The sequence below is a fragment of the Lacisediminihabitans changchengi genome, from assembly GCF_016634425.1.
In the GTDB taxonomy this organism is placed as follows: domain Bacteria; phylum Actinomycetota; class Actinomycetes; order Actinomycetales; family Microbacteriaceae; genus Lacisediminihabitans; species Lacisediminihabitans changchengi.
In genome coordinates this window covers 1-14,695 of the sequence record NZ_JAEPES010000004.1, presented here as the reverse complement: position 1 = coordinate 14,695, position 14,695 = coordinate 1, and the positions used below count along the sequence as shown (strand labels likewise).

16 protein-coding genes are annotated in these 14,695 nt (G+C 67.0%); 10 read left to right on the top strand and 6 right to left on the bottom strand.

Annotation, left to right across the window (positions count from 1 at the left end; translation table 11 throughout):
• Positions 1–59: 59 nt before the first annotated feature.
• From IV501_RS11210 to IV501_RS11200, 3 genes are read left to right on the top strand one after another with little or no spacing between them, the layout of a single operon-like run.
• Entirely contained in the window at positions 60–605 is a 546-nt protein-coding gene (locus IV501_RS11210; RefSeq protein WP_307812256.1) for an RNA polymerase sigma factor, read from the top strand.
• Positions 602–1,189, top strand: a complete 588-nt coding sequence (locus IV501_RS11205; RefSeq protein ID WP_200556432.1) for an Asp23/Gls24 family envelope stress response protein — start codon at positions 602–604, stop codon at positions 1,187–1,189. Before IV501_RS11210 ends, IV501_RS11205 begins: the two co-directional genes overlap by 4 nt.
• The gene (locus IV501_RS11200; protein WP_200556431.1) at positions 1,186–1,482 is read left to right on the top strand and encodes a hypothetical protein; all 297 of its coding nucleotides are present in this window, start codon (positions 1,186–1,188) and stop codon (positions 1,480–1,482) included. Before IV501_RS11205 ends, IV501_RS11200 begins: the two co-directional genes overlap by 4 nt.
• Before the next feature lie 11 nt (positions 1,483–1,493).
• On the opposite strand, the gene IV501_RS11195 is transcribed toward IV501_RS11200, so the two are convergent.
• Both IV501_RS11195 and IV501_RS11190 read right to left on the bottom strand, forming a co-directional pair.
• Positions 1,494–3,380 carry a helicase-associated domain-containing protein gene (locus tag IV501_RS11195; protein WP_200556430.1) on the bottom strand — a complete coding sequence of 629 codons (1,887 nt, stop codon included), beginning with the start codon at positions 3,378–3,380 and terminating at the stop codon, positions 1,494–1,496.
• A gap of 63 nt (positions 3,381–3,443) precedes the next feature.
• A complete protein-coding gene (locus IV501_RS11190; RefSeq protein ID WP_200556429.1) occupies positions 3,444–3,737 on the bottom strand; it encodes a hypothetical protein in 294 nt (97 codons plus the stop codon).
• Positions 3,738–3,805: 68 nt separating this feature from the next.
• Here IV501_RS11190 and IV501_RS11185 point away from each other — a divergent pair, with 68 nt between their 5' ends.
• Entirely contained in the window at positions 3,806–4,186 is a 381-nt protein-coding gene (locus IV501_RS11185; protein WP_200556428.1) for a cold-shock protein, read from the top strand.
• Entirely contained in the window at positions 4,179–4,937 is a 759-nt protein-coding gene (locus tag IV501_RS11180; RefSeq protein WP_234698506.1) for a DUF3027 domain-containing protein, read from the top strand. The genes IV501_RS11185 and IV501_RS11180 overlap by 8 nt, the downstream gene beginning before the upstream one ends.
• Here the strand turns inward: IV501_RS11180 and IV501_RS11175 are convergent.
• Entirely contained in the window at positions 4,842–5,084 is a 243-nt protein-coding gene (locus tag IV501_RS11175) for a DUF2530 domain-containing protein (protein ID WP_200556426.1), read from the bottom strand. The two genes, IV501_RS11180 and IV501_RS11175, sit on opposite strands and share 96 nt — an antisense overlap.
• Positions 5,085–6,191, bottom strand: coding sequence for a phosphoserine transaminase (gene serC / locus IV501_RS11170; protein ID WP_200556425.1), 1,107 nt, complete (start codon positions 6,189–6,191; stop codon positions 5,085–5,087). It abuts the gene before it with no gap.
• Between the two features lie 100 nt (positions 6,192–6,291).
• Between serC and IV501_RS11165 the strand changes: the two genes are divergently transcribed.
• The 3 genes from IV501_RS11165 to IV501_RS11155 all read left to right on the top strand — a co-directional run bounded on the left by IV501_RS11165 (position 6,292) and on the right by IV501_RS11155 (position 9,312).
• Positions 6,292–6,999: an iron-dependent transcriptional repressor DtxR gene (locus tag IV501_RS11165; RefSeq protein WP_200556933.1), complete on the top strand. Its 708-nt coding sequence runs from the start codon at positions 6,292–6,294 to the stop codon at positions 6,997–6,999.
• A gap of 321 nt (positions 7,000–7,320) precedes the next feature.
• A complete protein-coding gene (locus IV501_RS11160) occupies positions 7,321–7,818 on the top strand; it encodes an HNH endonuclease (RefSeq protein WP_200556424.1) in 498 nt (165 codons plus the stop codon).
• Positions 7,819–8,097: 279 nt separating this feature from the next.
• Positions 8,098–9,312, top strand: a complete 1,215-nt coding sequence (locus tag IV501_RS11155; RefSeq protein WP_200556423.1) for a Fic family protein — start codon at positions 8,098–8,100, stop codon at positions 9,310–9,312.
• A gap of 137 nt (positions 9,313–9,449) precedes the next feature.
• Here the strand turns inward: IV501_RS11155 and IV501_RS11150 are convergent, their stop codons facing one another.
• Positions 9,450–11,390 (bottom strand): cation:proton antiporter, encoded by a 1,941-nt coding sequence (locus tag IV501_RS11150; protein WP_200556422.1) that lies wholly within the window; start codon positions 11,388–11,390, stop codon positions 9,450–9,452.
• A 143-nt stretch (positions 11,391–11,533) separates the two neighbouring features.
• Here IV501_RS11150 and IV501_RS11145 point away from each other — a divergent pair, with 143 nt between their 5' ends.
• Both IV501_RS11145 and IV501_RS11140 read left to right on the top strand, forming a co-directional pair.
• Positions 11,534–12,607 carry an HNH endonuclease family protein gene (locus tag IV501_RS11145; RefSeq protein WP_307812255.1) on the top strand — a complete coding sequence of 358 codons (1,074 nt, stop codon included), beginning with the start codon at positions 11,534–11,536 and terminating at the stop codon, positions 12,605–12,607.
• 118 nt (positions 12,608–12,725) lie between these two features.
• Positions 12,726–13,334: a hypothetical protein gene (locus IV501_RS11140; RefSeq protein ID WP_200556420.1), complete on the top strand. Its 609-nt coding sequence runs from the start codon at positions 12,726–12,728 to the stop codon at positions 13,332–13,334.
• Between the two features lie 11 nt (positions 13,335–13,345).
• Here IV501_RS11140 and IV501_RS11135 read toward each other — a convergent pair whose 3' ends face one another.
• Positions 13,346–14,410, bottom strand: a complete 1,065-nt coding sequence (locus tag IV501_RS11135; RefSeq protein ID WP_200556419.1) for an IS110 family RNA-guided transposase — start codon at positions 14,408–14,410, stop codon at positions 13,346–13,348.
• Between the last annotated feature and the right edge of the window lie 285 nt (positions 14,411–14,695).

The window sequence follows — 14,695 nt, the reverse complement described above, 5'->3', positions numbered from 1 at the left end:
CACGGTTTTCCGCAGAACTTTTTTGGCGGATGCTTTTGACGGATGCGCGAAGGGGGCTCGTGACGTCACTCGAGGCTGCGTCCGACGGGCTGCTTGCGGCGCGATCCGCGGACGGAGATACGGTCGCCTTCGGTGTGCTGGTGCGTCGATTGGCGCCGGCACTGAAGGCATTCGCCACCCGGCTTACCGGCTCTGCGGTCGACGCGGATGACGCGGTTCAGGAGGCCCTGATCTCCGCGTGGGGCGCACTGCCCGCCCTCGACGATACGAGCAAGGTACGTTCCTGGATGTTCAGCATCGTCTCCCGCAAGGCGACCGACCGCATCCGTTCGCGCAAGCCGACGGTGGAGCTGGATCAGGAGCGGGACGAGGATGCGAGCGCGGGTCCGGAGGGTCGGGCGATCGCGTCATCCCGCCTCGACGCCCTCGCGGCGGTGCTCGACACGCTTCCGGAGGGGCAGCGGCAGTGCTGGGTGCTCAAGGAGATGGGCGGGTACTCGTATGAGGACATCGCGGAACAGCTCGGGATGAGTGTGACGACGGTGCGCGGCAAGCTCGCTCGTGCCAGGGTGACGGTGGTGCGAGAAATGGAGGCCTGGCGATGACTGACGACGACGATGACATCGGCGGTTCGGGATTCTCGCTCGCCGACCTGAGCGACTACCTCGACCGCGGTCGGCAGCCGGCCATTGCGGCGATCGACAACAACCCGGAATGTCAGGCGATGCTCGCCTCGCTCGAACGGGTGGCCGGGTTGTCTCGCCAGCTCGTCGTGCGGGATGCCGCGGAGGCCCCGCCGGTCGACGACGGGTGGGTTGGCGCGCTGCTGGGAACCATCGGGCGCGAGTTGCGGGCGGGACGCGACATCCCGTACGCGGTATCGGACCCGGGCACCCGGCTCTCGATCACGGAGGGTGCCGTGCGCGAGCTGGTGCGGGCCGCCGGGGATTCGGTCGAGGGCGTGCTGGTCGGAAGCTGCTCGATATCGGGCGACGTGACCGTGCCGGGCGCGGAGGTGACGGTGGCATTGACGATCAGCGTGGTGCTGAGCGCGCCGGTGACCCAGCTGGCGCAGGCGGTGCGAGACCGGGTGCGAACCGAACTGCTCAAGCACACCGAACTACGGGTGGGGGCGATCGATGTGACCGTCGTGGATGTTCACCTGTGGGTCAGCGAGGAGGGGTCATGAGTTCGCAACTGGCGCTGAAACTGGATGCGGTGGTGCGGCAGGTGCCCGGGGTCGTCACGCTGTTCGCCGCCTCGCCCGCGCTGGTGCAGTCGGTGCGAGCGCTGACGGCCGGGGAGACGTCGCTGATCGAGGTCGGCTCGGATGATTCGGGCCTCATGATCACGGTGAGTGTCGGTGTAGACGCGGATGCCCAGGCCCCGGTGACCGCGCGCCTGGTCTCCGACGCGGTGCGGGCCGCGGTCGACGGCCCGGCGGAGATTCACGTGCGGGTGAGCCGGGTGACGTCGGCCTGAGTCTTCGAGACCTACGTGGCGGGGCCGAGGGAGGCGATGCTCGATAGCGGGAGCGTGCGCTCGATGGCGGACTTGCGGTCGCGAAACCGTACCCGCCCGCTCGACACGCTGGTCGGCTCGAGCACGTACGACACCTCGGAGTCATCCGGCATCCTCACCGTGACCGTCAGCTCGACCTTCGATTTGATCGCAATGTCTAGCTGACGCAGCAGCCAGGCCTGACCCTCCTCCTGCGGCTCGGCGGCTCCACCGATCCGCAGGCGCTCGATGAGAGCATCCAGCGGGTCGGTCGTGTCCGTGCTCACCGGCCGGGCCGTGCGCTGCCGACGAAGCGCGATGATCGCGCCGGACGAATCCTCCGCCGCCACCGGATACCGGGCATCGCTCAGCGACCAGAACACGACATCGAAGGTAAAGCGGCTCAGCAGCCGACCCTCGGAGCGCCAAAACCCCAGCGCCGACAGGTTCTGGTCGACGGCGATGGTGCCGAGCAGGTGCTCGTCGCCGCCGGACGAGGAATCCGACGAGACGTAGGAACGCGCATCTGGCGAATCGAGTGCCCCGACCCGCACCTGCCCGTACCGCGTCGCGGCCTCGTGCAGCAGGTACGCGAGCGGTTGCGGAATGCCGGTGAGCGAGATGGACCGCAAGAAGTCGAGCATCGACTGCTCGCTCTCACCCGCGGCCATCGCCCGGTTCACGCTGGAGGTGCTGACGCGGTAGGTGGAGGCGAGCGCGCGGCTCTCGACATCCGCGATGCCGCGGAGGCGAGCATCCACCTCGGGCGTCAGCGGCCCTGGCGCGACCACCGAGAGGTCGTGCTGCAGGTAGACCTGCGAAACCTCGGGCGGTAGCAGCGCGCCCATCGCGGCGATCGCCTCGGGCGCGCCCTCCGACAGCAGCAGCGCGCCGGGCGTGCTCGGCGCCTGGTTCGCGGTGATGCCGAGCAACTCGGCGTCTCGGGTTCCGCTGGCAATGCGCTGGTCCATCCAGTCGCCGCCGGCCGGGTAGAGCCAGTCGATGTAGCCGCGCAGCCCTTGGCCCCAGAGCGCGTGGGTGCGCTCACCGAGCAGGCGACGGATGTCCGCGGGCAGCCGTTCGTGCCAGGCCCCAGCCAGCGCGCCCCAGCGTGCGCCCGTCGGCAGCAGCAACCACGAACGCCCGAGTTCGGTGATCATCGTGTACCCGGACTCCCGCGCCAGCAGCTCGGCCCGTTCGGCGACGTCGACAAACGTCGCGACCGACTCGAGGTCGACCGACATGCCGCTCGCGAGCCGCTTGGTGTCTGGCAGGGAGACGCCGCCCTTGGCGAGTTCGCGGGCAGGCTCCCGCTCGATCTCGGCCAGCAACTCGGTGACGGCGGCGGTGGCGGTGAATGCGCGTTCGGCGGCGAGGCGGTCGATGATGCGCTGGTCGACATCCGGCACCGGTTCGAGCGCGGCGGGCGCGGCGGCGGTGACGAGTTGCTCGAGGCTCGGCAGACCGAAACTCGGCCAGGCGGCGAGCTGGGCGCGCACGGGTTCGTAGAGGGACAGCGAGTCGGGTGCCAGGAGGAGGAGCGCGCGGGCACGCTCCGCGACCTCGAGCACGGTCGACTCTGGCAGGGGTTCTCCGCCGTCGGAGGTGACCCGGGCCGCGACATCCGCAGCGCTGGAAGCTCCGGAGGCTATGGCCGACAACACCGTGAGCGTCGTGCGGTCGAGCCGGGTGAGGGTCTGCTGAATGGCGTCGGGGTGGAGGAACGCCTCGGCGAGGTCGAAGTAGTCGCGGATGGCGTTCGAGCCGCTGCCGTGGATCACGAGTTCGCGCGCCCGAATGGTGGCCACGAGCTCGGCGTCAGTGAGCGAGCGCAACACGACCGACAGGGTTTGCGTGGCGAGAGCCTGCGTGGTGCTCATCGTCCCCTTTGCGGGCCCAGTTCTTCGCCCGGTCTCGTGCCCGGCATCATTACCGGGTTCGCGCTACTTCTTGTTCTTCTTAGTATTACCGAGCGCGGCGGCGGCTTCTGCCTCCCGCGCCTCCCGCGAGCGTCGGCGGGTGCTGATGATGAGCAGAATCACGATCAGCACGAACCCGATCGGCAGCGCGATGCCGGGGAAGAGCACGATCGGCGCCCACAGATCTTTCACGTGAAAGACGCCCGAGACCACGATGACCACGATGATGGCGATGATCGACAGACCGATGATCGCCGCGATCATGTAGGCGAGCGCGCGTTCGTTACGATGAACAGTCACTGGGGTGTCATTTGCCACAGGCACAAGACTAGAGCAGCGGCGTGCCCGTAGGCTTGATACGAGCACCGAGCGAAAGAGGTACTGCCATGCCCACCGGCAAGGTCAAATTTTACGACGAGGAGAAGGGCTTCGGCTTCATCAGTTCTGATGACGGTCAAGAGGTCTTTCTGCACGCCAATGCCCTCCCCGCGGGTGCCACGGTCAAGGCCGGCACCAAGCTCGAATTCGGCATCGCCGATGGCAAGCGCGGCGCCCAAGCACTCTCGGTGCGCGTGCTCGAAGCACCCCCGAGCCTCCAGAAGATGAGCCGCAAGCCGGCGGATGACATGGCAATCATCATCGAAGATCTGGTCAAGTTGCTCGACGGCATCGGGGGCAACCTCAAGCGCGGACGCTACCCCGACAGCAAGCACGGCAAGACGATCGCCGCGATGCTGCGCAAGGTAGCGGATGAGCTCGATGCCTGATTCGTCGCCCGTTGAGGACCCCACGCCGGCGGATGTCGCTGCAGAGGTAACTCCCTCGGAACCTCGAGGCGCTTCCGAGGCCGACATCACGATCGCCCGCCGCGCGCTGCTGGAGATCACCAGCGCAGAGTCGATCGGTGAGCCAGCAGGCTCGACCGACGGGGGCGACGGCGTGGTCACGGTCTACTTCGACACCCTGCTCTCGGGCTACCCGGGCTGGCGCTGGACGGTCAGCCTGGCCCACCTCGACGGCGAACAGGCGAGCGTGCTCGAGACCGAGCTCACGCCCGGCGAGACCGCGCTGCTGTCTCCCGCCTGGATTCCGTGGGTCGACCGTCTTGCCGACTACCGGGCGGCTCAGGATGCCGCGGGCGCATCCGCAGAAGACGACGACGAGTCCGAGGACGACCTCGATGGGTCGACTGACGACGACTTCGATGACGAAGCCGGCGCTGATGGCGACGATGACGACGACGACGACGATGACGATGACGATGACGATGATGACGCGCTAGGCAGCGACATCCTGCACAGCGGCGACCTCGACGGTGTGGACATCGATGCGATCGACATCGACGCCATTGACATCGACGCGATCGATGACGACGATATCGACGACGACGAGACCGAGTTCGAAGACGACGACTCCGACGAGCTAGAGGTGTCGTCGAGTGATCTGGGTATAGACGAGGCCGATGACTCCGATGACGAGCCCGGCGACGCAGCACCAGAGAAGCCAGCCGCGTCCTGAGTCGATCATCGTGCCGCCGAACACCACGAGCAGCACGACGAAGGCGACCAGCCAGGCCGCGAGGCCGACGAGTACGGCCTTGCGGTCATCCGTCTCTAACGGCTCCGGGTCGGCGCGCCGCTCGGAGTCTTTGAGGAACAGCTTCATCTAGAGTGCACCGACCACATACTCGATGCAGCTGACCAGCTTGCGCACGTCATCCGGCTCGATCGCGGTGAAGGTGGCGACGCGCAGCTGGTTGCGTCCGAGCTTGCGGTACGGCTCGGTGTCGACCACGCCGTTGGCCCGCAGCGTCTTCGCGATCGCGGCGGCGTCGATGCTGTCATCGAAGTCGATGGTGACGACGACCTGCGAGCGGTGGTCGGGGTTCGTAACGAACGGCGTCGCGTAGTCGACCGACGACGCCCAGTCGTACAGAACGGATGACGACTCCTTGGTGCGCGCGTCGGCCCAGGCCAGCCCGCCGTTGCCGTTGATCCACTCGACCTGGTTCTCGAGCAGCAGCAGCGTGGCGATCGCCGGGGTGTTCAGCGTCTGCTTGAGACGCGAGTTGTCGACGGCGTTCTTGAGGCTGAGGAACTCGGGAATCCAGCGATCGCTCGCGTGGATCTGCTCGACCCGCTCGATGGCGGCGGGGGAGAACAGGCCGAACCAGAGGCCGCCGTCGGAGGCGAAGTTCTTCTGCGGTGCGAAGTAGTAGACATCGGCCTGCGCGGCGTCGAAGTCGACCCCGCCCGCGGCGCTGGTCGCGTCGATCACGGTGAGGGCGTCGGCATCCACTCTCCGAACCGGGGCCATGACGCCGGTGGAGGTCTCGTTGTGCGGCCAGGCGTAGACGTCGATTCCGTCGAGGATCTCGACCTCGCTGCGCGAGCCGGCCGGGGCGTTCACGATGTGCGGTGCCTCGAGGAAGGGGGCCGCGGCGGCCTGGCCGAACTTGGCGCCGAACTCGCCGAAGGTGAGGTTCTCGCTGCGCTGGCTGATGAGGCCGAAGGCGGCGGCATCCCAGAAGGCGGTCGAGCCGCCGTTGCCGATGACGACCTCGTAGCCGTCGGGCAGGCGGAACAGCTCGCCGAGCCCGGACTGCACGCGCCCGACCAGGTTCTTCACGGGCGCCTGGCGGTGCGAGGTGCCCATGATCTCGGCGCCAGCACCGGCGAGATATGCCAGCTGCTCGGGCCGCACCTTGGACGGGCCGCAGCCGAATCGTCCGTCGAGGGGCAGGAGTTCGCTGGGGATGATCACGTCGGGCATCTGCAAAGTCTATTAGCGCGGCCGCCCGCATTACGGCGAGCGGATGGTCGGCGCAGGTTAGGCTAGCCTGACATGCTTTTCGGCGCGCGAGGAGGCGACAATTACCGATCTCATCGACACCACTGAGATGTATCTGCGGACCATCTACGAGCTCGAGGAAGAGAACATCTTCCCCCTGCGGGCACGCATCAGCGAACGTCTCGGCCACTCCGGCCCGACCGTGTCGCAGACCGTCGCCCGCATGGAGCGCGATGGCCTGGTCGTGGTCGAAGGCGACCGTCATCTCGCGCTGACCGACGAGGGTCGCTCGAAGGCCGTGCACGTGATGCGCAAGCACCGTCTGGCCGAGCGCCTGCTCGCCGACGTGATCGGTCTCGACTGGGCTCTCGTGCACGAGGAAGCATGCCGCTGGGAGCACGTGATGAGCGAGTCGGTTGAGCGCCGCATCATCGAGATGCTCGAGCACCCGACGCAGAGTCCGTACGGCAACCCGATCCCCGGGCTCGAGGAGCTGGGGGATGCCGGCGCCGGCAACTTCAGCGACGGCGTCGTGAACATCGTCAACTACGTGCTCGGAGCGGTCGGACCGGTGAAGGGCACCATCCGTCGCCTGGGCGAGCCGGTGCAGTACGAGGTGGAGCTGCTCGAGCAGTTGCGCACTGCCGGGGTCATGCCCGGGGCCAAGGCGAGCTTCTCGCGCGCCGGGTCGTACGTGCTGGTGCAGGTCGAGGGCGACGGTGACACCGAGGCGCCCGAGGGCATAGAGCTGCCCAACGAGGTGGCCATCCACGTGTACGTGGGGATCTAACCTTCGGTAAACGCTGGGTAACAGGCTCGCTGTCGCGGACATCCGTTCCGCCTTTGTGGGTTACTCTTTCCGTACTTGCAATTCTGAGAGTCGTATTTCGGGAGAGCCCCATGTCGAGTCGAAGCACCATCCAAACCACGGATGCGCGCTGCGACTGTGCCATAGGGCGCGGGGAACACTGCGCGGTTTTCATACCCGCGCGCACCATCTAGGCACTGTCCATTCGGACGGTGCCTTTTTTGTTCCCCACCTCCTGCTTTCAGCAACCCAAGGTGCATCGATCAGCCCGCAAGCCGTGCGGGCTTCGTCGAAAGGATGAGAATGCGCACGCTGGTCCTCAATGCGGGCTTCGAGCCCCTTGCCGTGGTGTCGTTCAAGCGAGCGCTGGTGCTCGTGATGAATCAGAAGGCGACGATTGTCGCGGCGGATGCCGAGCATCCGGTGTGGGGGTCGAGCGGTTCCTACGACCGCCCGTCGGTGATTCTGCTCACGCGGTACGTGAAGATCCCGTCGTCGCGGCTGATTCCGGTGTCGCGTCGTGGCGTGCTGCGTCGGGATGCGAGCCGCTGCGGGTACTGCGGAGGTGCGGCGAACACGATCGACCACGTGCTGCCGAGGTCACGCGGGGGAGCGGACAGCTGGGAGAACCTGGTGGCCTGCTGCCTGAAGTGCAACAACGTGAAGGGCGATCGCACGCCCGGCGAGATGGGCTGGAACCTGCGCTTCCGCCCGCGCGCCCCGCACGGCACGTCCTGGCTGGTGCGCGGGGTGGAGCGCACGGAGCCGCACTGGGAAGAGTTCCTGGCCCCCGCCGCGTAACGCCGGTTGAGTAGCGCCCGGGCGCCCGCGCGAGGACGCGTATCGAAACCCGCCGACCGGTCCCTGAGCTTGCCGAAGGGCTGGGTCTGCCGGGCAGAGTTCCGTTTTCGTATTGTCAGTTCGGGCTGGTGTTAGCGCGAACTGACATCACGAAATCGCGGACCTCTCCTTGGGCGGTCGGATGACGCCCGCGCATCACCTTCCGTTCGGGTCGCGTAAGTGTGAATAAGAAATCGCCATACCGATGTTTATCAAAGTAACCATCGGTATGATTTCTCGATGGCGACGAATAAGAAGAACTCCGGCGTGCCTACATCGTGGCCTTCGACGACCTCGGAGCCGCGGGAGTGGCATGGCGAGACCGACGACGCACAGTCCCGTCGTGCTTCTCTTCGTGCGCGAGGGCCATACGAAGCAGCGATCCCTCCGTTCATCGCGAAGCTCACCCTGCCTCACCTCGATGCAGACACGATGGTCGAGGCAGAAGACGCCCTGGTCGGGCTCGGCCGATTCGATGGCGAAGTGGGCTCCATCGCAGCTCCGTTCTCGGCGATCCTCCTGCGAAGTGAGAGCGCGGCAAGTTCTGAGATCGAGCAGCTGACAGCGTCGGCAAAGAGCATCGCTTTGGCAGAACTGGGGCGCGGTGCGGGGCAGAACTCGCGTTTGATCGTGGGCAACGTTCGGGCGATGGAAGCCGCGGTTCGCATGGCCGAAGATCTCGACGCATCCACCATCATCGCCATGCAGGCCGAGATACTGCGAGAGGACCAACCGGAACACACGGCCCACTGGCGCACGCGGCAGGTATGGATCGGCGGCGGATTCGGCAACAGCCCACACAATGCATCGTTCGTTCCTCCGCACCACGAGCGCGTCGGTGATTTGATGGACGATCTGGTGGAGTTCGCTCGTCGCACCGACCTTCCGGCGCTACCCCAGATCGCCATTGCTCACGCACAGTTCGAGACCATTCACCCCTTCCCCGACGGCAATGGACGAACCGGCCGCGCCCTCGTTCAGGCAATGCTGCGGCGGCTCGGAGTGACGAACAACGTGACGGTCCCTGTCTCTGCCGGGCTACTTCGAGACACCCGTGGGTACTTCGCCGCACTCACGGAGTATCGAGCGGGCAACGTGCAGCCGATAATCCAGTCCTTCTCACGGGCGTCGTCCGATGCCATCATCGATGGACGGCAACTCGTTGCCGACCTCACGCACGTACGGGCGCGCTGGGATGAAGCGACGAGCGCGCGCACGGGGAGCGCGGGCCGGCGCCTGTTGGATGTGCTGCAGCGTCAGCCGGTGATCGACGCCAAGCTTGCTGCGCACGAGCTGGGCATTGATAGTCGGAACGCGCAGAACGGAATTGACCGCCTGGTCGACGACGGTATCCTCACCCAGATCGGTTCCGGCAGTCGAAACCGGGCGTACGAGGCGCGCGAGGTGTTGACGGCACTCGATAGGTTCGCCGCCCGGGCGAGGAGGGGCCGCTGACCTACCGCCCCGCGCCGCCCCCCGGCGGTTGAGTAGCGCCCGAGCGCCCCCGCGAGGACGCGGTTCGAGACTTCGATTTCGATACGCGTACGCCGTAGACGGCGTGCGCTACTCAATCAGCGGGGTTCCACCCGCGCCTAGCGCCCCGCGGCGTCCGAGTCGACCGAGTCGATCGAGATCTCGTCCGCATCGAGCGTGGCCCGCAGGCGATCGATCGCCTCCGACGAGAACGCCCCGCGCTCGTAGGCGTCGCGCAGAGCATCCCGCTCGGCGGCGAGCAGCACCCGCCGCAGCTGCTGATACTGCGCCACCTCGTTCGCCGGATCGGTGAGATCGGCCTTCGCCCAGATCTCGAGCCGCCCGATCCAGGCGTCGCCCGCGGCGTTCACCTCGTCGAGCACCTGCGGTCGCACCGGAACTCCGGATGCCTCGGCCTCCGCCACCGCGGCGGACACTGCTACATCGCCCGCATCCTTCATCAGCTTGCGCAGCTCGTACACCTCGGTGCGCTCGCCACTCGTCGAGTCGGCGGCCGGCCGCAGCCGGCGTACGACCGGCGGCAGCAGCAGACCCTGCACGACCAGGGTGATGATGGCGACCGCGAAGGCGACGAGCACCAGCGATTCGCGCATCGGTTGCACCTCCGGGATGGTCTGTACCGCGGCGACCGTCACGACGCCGCGCATGCCGGAGAGTCCGAGAATCACGCCGTCGCGCCATCCGAGTGCCTGATCGCGTTCGGCGGTGAGGTCGTTGTTCTGCTGGTCGAGGCGCTTGCGAAAGTTCTGGAACGTGCGCGAAAACCGCGCCCGCGTCGTCTCGTCGACCTCGACGACCGGTTGCGGGTTCTTCTCGAGCTCCGCCAGTTGGGCGGCGATGCGATCGCGCGCGGCCCTGTCTCTCGTGGTGACGATGCCGAACCGGGCCCGCAGGCCGCGTATGGCGCTGTGCGCCGGTGACTGGGTGATGCCCAGTTGCCGAAAGTTCGCGGCCCTCCGCTGAAAGTCCTCTTCGGTGACGTTGTCGAACCGACCCTTGGTCTCATCCGCCCGGGCCGCCCGCGTGCGGTACCGGCGGCGGATCGTCCAGAGCAACGGCGGCATCGCAGCGAAACGGATGCCGACCAGCAGCACGATCACCAGGCCAGCGACGCCGAGGGTGCTGAGGAGTTCATCCCCGCGCGCGACCGTCGCGACGATCGGCCACAGCTGAAAGCCCATGAAGAGGAAGACCGCGTTTTCGATCAGCAGGGTGACGATGCGCCAGGTGCCCGATTCGGCGAGCCGGAAGGACGCACGGATGCGGTACGCACCCTGATTGCCGACGACGATACCGGCGACGACCACCGCTACCACCCCGGACGAGTGGGCGAACTCGCCAGCGAGGTAGGCAACGAAGGGGATGACGAGGGAGATGGCGGCATCCAGAACCGGGTCGGTGACGCGGCTGCGGAGGGTGACGGCGACGACGCCGAGGATGCCGCCGATGAGCACGGCGCCGACGACGGCCCAGAGGAAGGTGAGGGCGATCATCCAGCCGCTGGGGGATTGCACGGAGGTGGTGACGATCGCGAGCATGGTCGACAGCAGCACCAGGGCGGTCGCGTCGTTGACCAGACCTTCGCCCTCGAGGATGGTGACGATGCGCGGCGGCAGGCCGAGCCGCTTGCCGAGGCTGGTCGCGGCGACGGCGTCGGGTGGTGCGACCACGGCGCCGAGTGCGATCGCCAGCGCGAGGGGCACCGTCGCCCAGAGCAGGTGCACGAGCACGCCGACCAGCACGGCAGAGACGACGACGAGCACGATGGCGAGAAATCCGATGACCCGCAGATTGCGCCGGAAGTCGACGAACGGCACCTTGCGCGCGGCCGCGTAGAGCAGCGGCGGCAGCACGACCGTGAGCACGATCGAGGGTTCGATCTCGAAGTGCGGGATCGCGGGGATGGCCCCCACGACGACGCCGACGACGGTGAGCGCCAGGGGTGCCGCGACGCCGATGCGCCCGGCGAAGAACGAGACCACCCCGATGACCAGCACCACGGCGACGACGACCAGTGTGACGAGCTCGGTGCTCTCCATCCGCCCAGGGTACCGAACGCCGCCACAACCGCCGGTCGAGTAGCCCGAGCGTCCGCGCGAGGACGCGTATCGAGACCCTCCCCTCCTCCACCCCTGCAATGGGGCTCAAGTTATCCACCGACATACCGCTAACGTCGTCATCCGTGAGCAAATCTGCGTTGACGCCCCGGGCCGCCGCCAAGAAGTGGTTCCTCGGCCTCCGGCTCTCGACCCGAATCGGCCTGGCAGCGATCGCAGTCGCAGCGTTGGTCGCGATCATCTTCGGCAGCGCGATCGCCCCGCCGACGGATGTCGACACCTCAGCCGCCTCGAATGTGCGGGCCACCCACTCCGCGTCCCCGTCGCCCACCCCGTCTCCGACCCCGACCGTGGCCACGCCGAAGTTCACGGATGACGACCCGGGCGACCCGACCATCACCGTCGCCGCCGATGGCTCGGCCGCGGTCGCGATCGCCAGCACCGATGGCACGAAGATGACCACGGTGGCGCTCCTCGCCACCCTGCCCATCAAGGGCCGCGCGCCGATGACGGGCTATGTCCGCACCGCGCAGTTCGGAGCCGCCTGGCTGGATGTCGACCACAACGGGTGCGACACGCGCAACGACATCCTCGCTCGCGACCTAACCTCCATCACGCGCTCCGGCCCGTGCCGGGTGATGACCGGCGAGCTGGCCGACCCGTACGTCGACCAGACCATCTCCTTTGTTCGCGGCAACACGACCTCGGCGTTTGTGCAGATCGATCACGTCGTCGCGCTCGGTGATGCCTGGCAGACCGGAGCGCAGCAACTGACGCAGGCGCAGCGGATCTCGCTCGCCAACGACCCGCTCAACCTGCTCGCGGTCGATGCGCACTCGAACCTGCAGAAAAGCGACGGCGACGCGGCGACCTGGCTGCCGGCGAAGAAGTCGTTCCGCTGTGACTACGTCACGCGCCAGGTTTCGGTGAAGGCGACCTACGGACTCTGGGTCACCCAGGCCGAGCACGACGCCATGGCGCGCGTGCTCGACAGCTGCGCCGACGCGCAGGCGATGACCTCGACCTTCACCCCTGCCCCCGTCGTGGTCGCGGCCCCGGTCGCGCCAGCGGCAGTGTCGCCCGGGGCGTTCTGCCCGGATGCGCTGGTCGGCCAGTCCGGTGTAGCTGCCAACGGCAAGACCTACGTGTGTGGCGGTAAGGGCGCGGACGCCCACGGTCATTACCGCTGGAACGCCTAACGCCTCCGCTGGTTGAGTAGCGCACGCCGTCTACGGCGTACGCGTATCGAAACCGCCGACCGGTCCCTGAGCTCGTCGAAGGGCTGAGCTTGTCGAAGGGCGGCGTACCCTGCACCCCATGCCCCAACGCCACACCTTCACCGGCCGAATCGCCGGCCTGGGCACCACCTCAGGCGTGCGGTTAGTAATAGGGATGTGGGAAACAACCCCGTTCGGCCCGTTCGCCGACGTCATGCTCGAGGAGCCGGGCGGTCACCGCATCCTCCTAGCCCCGACCGACCAAACCGCGGACTTCATCGCCACGACCTACACCTTCGACGAGGTGCGAGTCGTGCCCGTGACCTTCCGCCGAACCACCGCCGGCGTCACCCTTACCGCGCCACGCCTCAGCCTCACCTTCGGCGTAGGCAGCATCTCCCCGCTGGGCCGCCTGCTCCGAATAGTCCCGCCATCCTTCGCCACCAACACCGCCTGGCTCCGCGCGATCGATCCGATCGCCCGCCTCCTAGTCCCCAGTGTCCGAACCGCAGGCTCCGCCAACGCTGGCCGCCGCGAGTTCTACGGAGTGACCCGAGCTCGCACGATCATGGATGCCGCGGCCACCTGGCAAGACCGCGACCTGGGCTCTCTGGCTCCGCTTTGGCCCCCGGTCCGCTTCGGTTTCTCCAGCGCGCCGTCAACCCCGCAGATCGTCGACGTGACGACGACCATCACATCCGTCGGATAGTCCTATGGATGTCAAGTGAGGTTGTGGTCGTTTTTGAGGGCGGTGAAGACTTCGCGGGCGACGTATTTTTTTAGTGCTCGGATGGCGTCGCGTTTTGATTTGCCTTCGGCGAGTTTGCGGTCGACGAAGGTTTTTGTTGGGGTGTGGTTTTTCATCCGTCCGATGACGATCATGTGGAGTGCCCGGTTGGCTTGGCGGTCGCCGCCGCGGTGCAGTCGCATCCGGTTGGTTTTCCCGGAGGATGCGGGGATGGGTGCGGCTCCGCAGAGGCGGGTGAACGCGGCGGAGGATCCGACCCGGTCGGGGTTCCCGCCGGCGCAGATCAGTAGCCTCGCGGCGGTGTGGGTGCCGATCCCGGCAGCGGCGACGAGGGTGGGTGCGGTGGCGGCGACGAGGGGTTCCAAGTCGTGGTCTGCGTCGCGGATTTCGTGGTCCAGGTTCATGATCCGGGTGGCCAGGCGTGTCATCGCTGTCATCGTCGCCCGCTCGGTGGGGGTGGTGGCCGTGTCGGGGGTGAAGGTTGCTGCGGTGCGGGCGAGCTGGGGAAGGGGGAGCCCGTCGAGGGTTTCTCGCAGTGTCGCGGGGGCGGTGATGCGGAGGTCTTTGAGCTGGTTCAACGCCTGGGTGCGGGTGCGGACCGCGGAATCGCGGACCATGGTCAGGATTCGGATCGTTTCCACTGTTCCGGTGGTGTCTTTCGGTGTTGCCGTGGCCATCCCGGCGAGGACTTTTTGTGCTGCAGCGATCGAGTCGAGGAGATCCGTCTTCCCGCGCCTGGCCCGGGTAGCCCGGTCGGTGCTGTTCACCTCCACCACGCTGACTCCGGCACCGATCAGATATCGGGTCAGTCCCGCCCCGTAGGAGCCGGTCAGTTCCACCCCGATCCGGTCGATAGTGCCATGCGATTCCACCCAGGCAAGCAGCGCCTGGTATCCCGCCGCGGTGACCGGGAATTGTTGCTCACCGCGCAGACGGCCCTGCCTATCAAGGACTGCGGCGTGGTGAGTTGAGCGGTGGGTATCCACTCCGGCAACCACCATGGTGGCCTGGTCGGTGGGGGTGGAAGTCAATAGCATGATGATGTCTCCTCCTGATCGGTAACGATCGGGTGGATGGCCTCACCGGGCCGGGCGGACACAACATTGAGTAGTCGTGCAGACGGACAAAGTCCTATTAGGTCACGTCCCAGCGCCCGGCTCGGTCTCCCGATCTGAGCGTGCCGCCGACGCCAGATTGAAGCGCCTCAGGTTTTCTGCCGCTCCTATGCGGGTTGCGGCTCTCGGTTGAGGGTCGCGTAGTGGGCTTGTTCGAATTCGGCGGGTGTGACGTAGCCGAGGCTCGAGTGAAGCCTACGAGTGTTG

Coding starts and splice junctions, on each gene's coding strand:
- IV501_RS11205 (WP_200556432.1), top strand. CDS start 602: ATGACTGACGACGACGATGACATCGGCGGTTCGGGATTCTCGCTCGCC.
- IV501_RS11200 (WP_200556431.1), top strand. CDS start 1,186: ATGAGTTCGCAACTGGCGCTGAAACTGGATGCGGTGGTGCGGCAGGTG.
- IV501_RS11195 (WP_200556430.1), bottom strand. CDS start 3,380: ATGAGCACCACGCAGGCTCTCGCCACGCAAACCCTGTCGGTCGTGTTG.
- IV501_RS11185 (WP_200556428.1), top strand. CDS start 3,806: ATGCCCACCGGCAAGGTCAAATTTTACGACGAGGAGAAGGGCTTCGGC.
- IV501_RS11180 (WP_234698506.1), top strand. CDS start 4,179: ATGCCTGATTCGTCGCCCGTTGAGGACCCCACGCCGGCGGATGTCGCT.
- IV501_RS11175 (WP_200556426.1), bottom strand. CDS start 5,084: ATGAAGCTGTTCCTCAAAGACTCCGAGCGGCGCGCCGACCCGGAGCCG.
- serC (WP_200556425.1), bottom strand. CDS start 6,191: ATGCCCGACGTGATCATCCCCAGCGAACTCCTGCCCCTCGACGGACGA.
- IV501_RS11160 (WP_200556424.1), top strand. CDS start 7,321: ATGCGCACGCTGGTCCTCAATGCGGGCTTCGAGCCCCTTGCCGTGGTG.
- IV501_RS11155 (WP_200556423.1), top strand. CDS start 8,098: ATGGCGACGAATAAGAAGAACTCCGGCGTGCCTACATCGTGGCCTTCG.
- IV501_RS11150 (WP_200556422.1), bottom strand. CDS start 11,390: ATGGAGAGCACCGAGCTCGTCACACTGGTCGTCGTCGCCGTGGTGCTG.
- IV501_RS11140 (WP_200556420.1), top strand. CDS start 12,726: ATGCCCCAACGCCACACCTTCACCGGCCGAATCGCCGGCCTGGGCACC.
- IV501_RS11135 (WP_200556419.1), bottom strand. CDS start 14,410: ATGCTATTGACTTCCACCCCCACCGACCAGGCCACCATGGTGGTTGCC.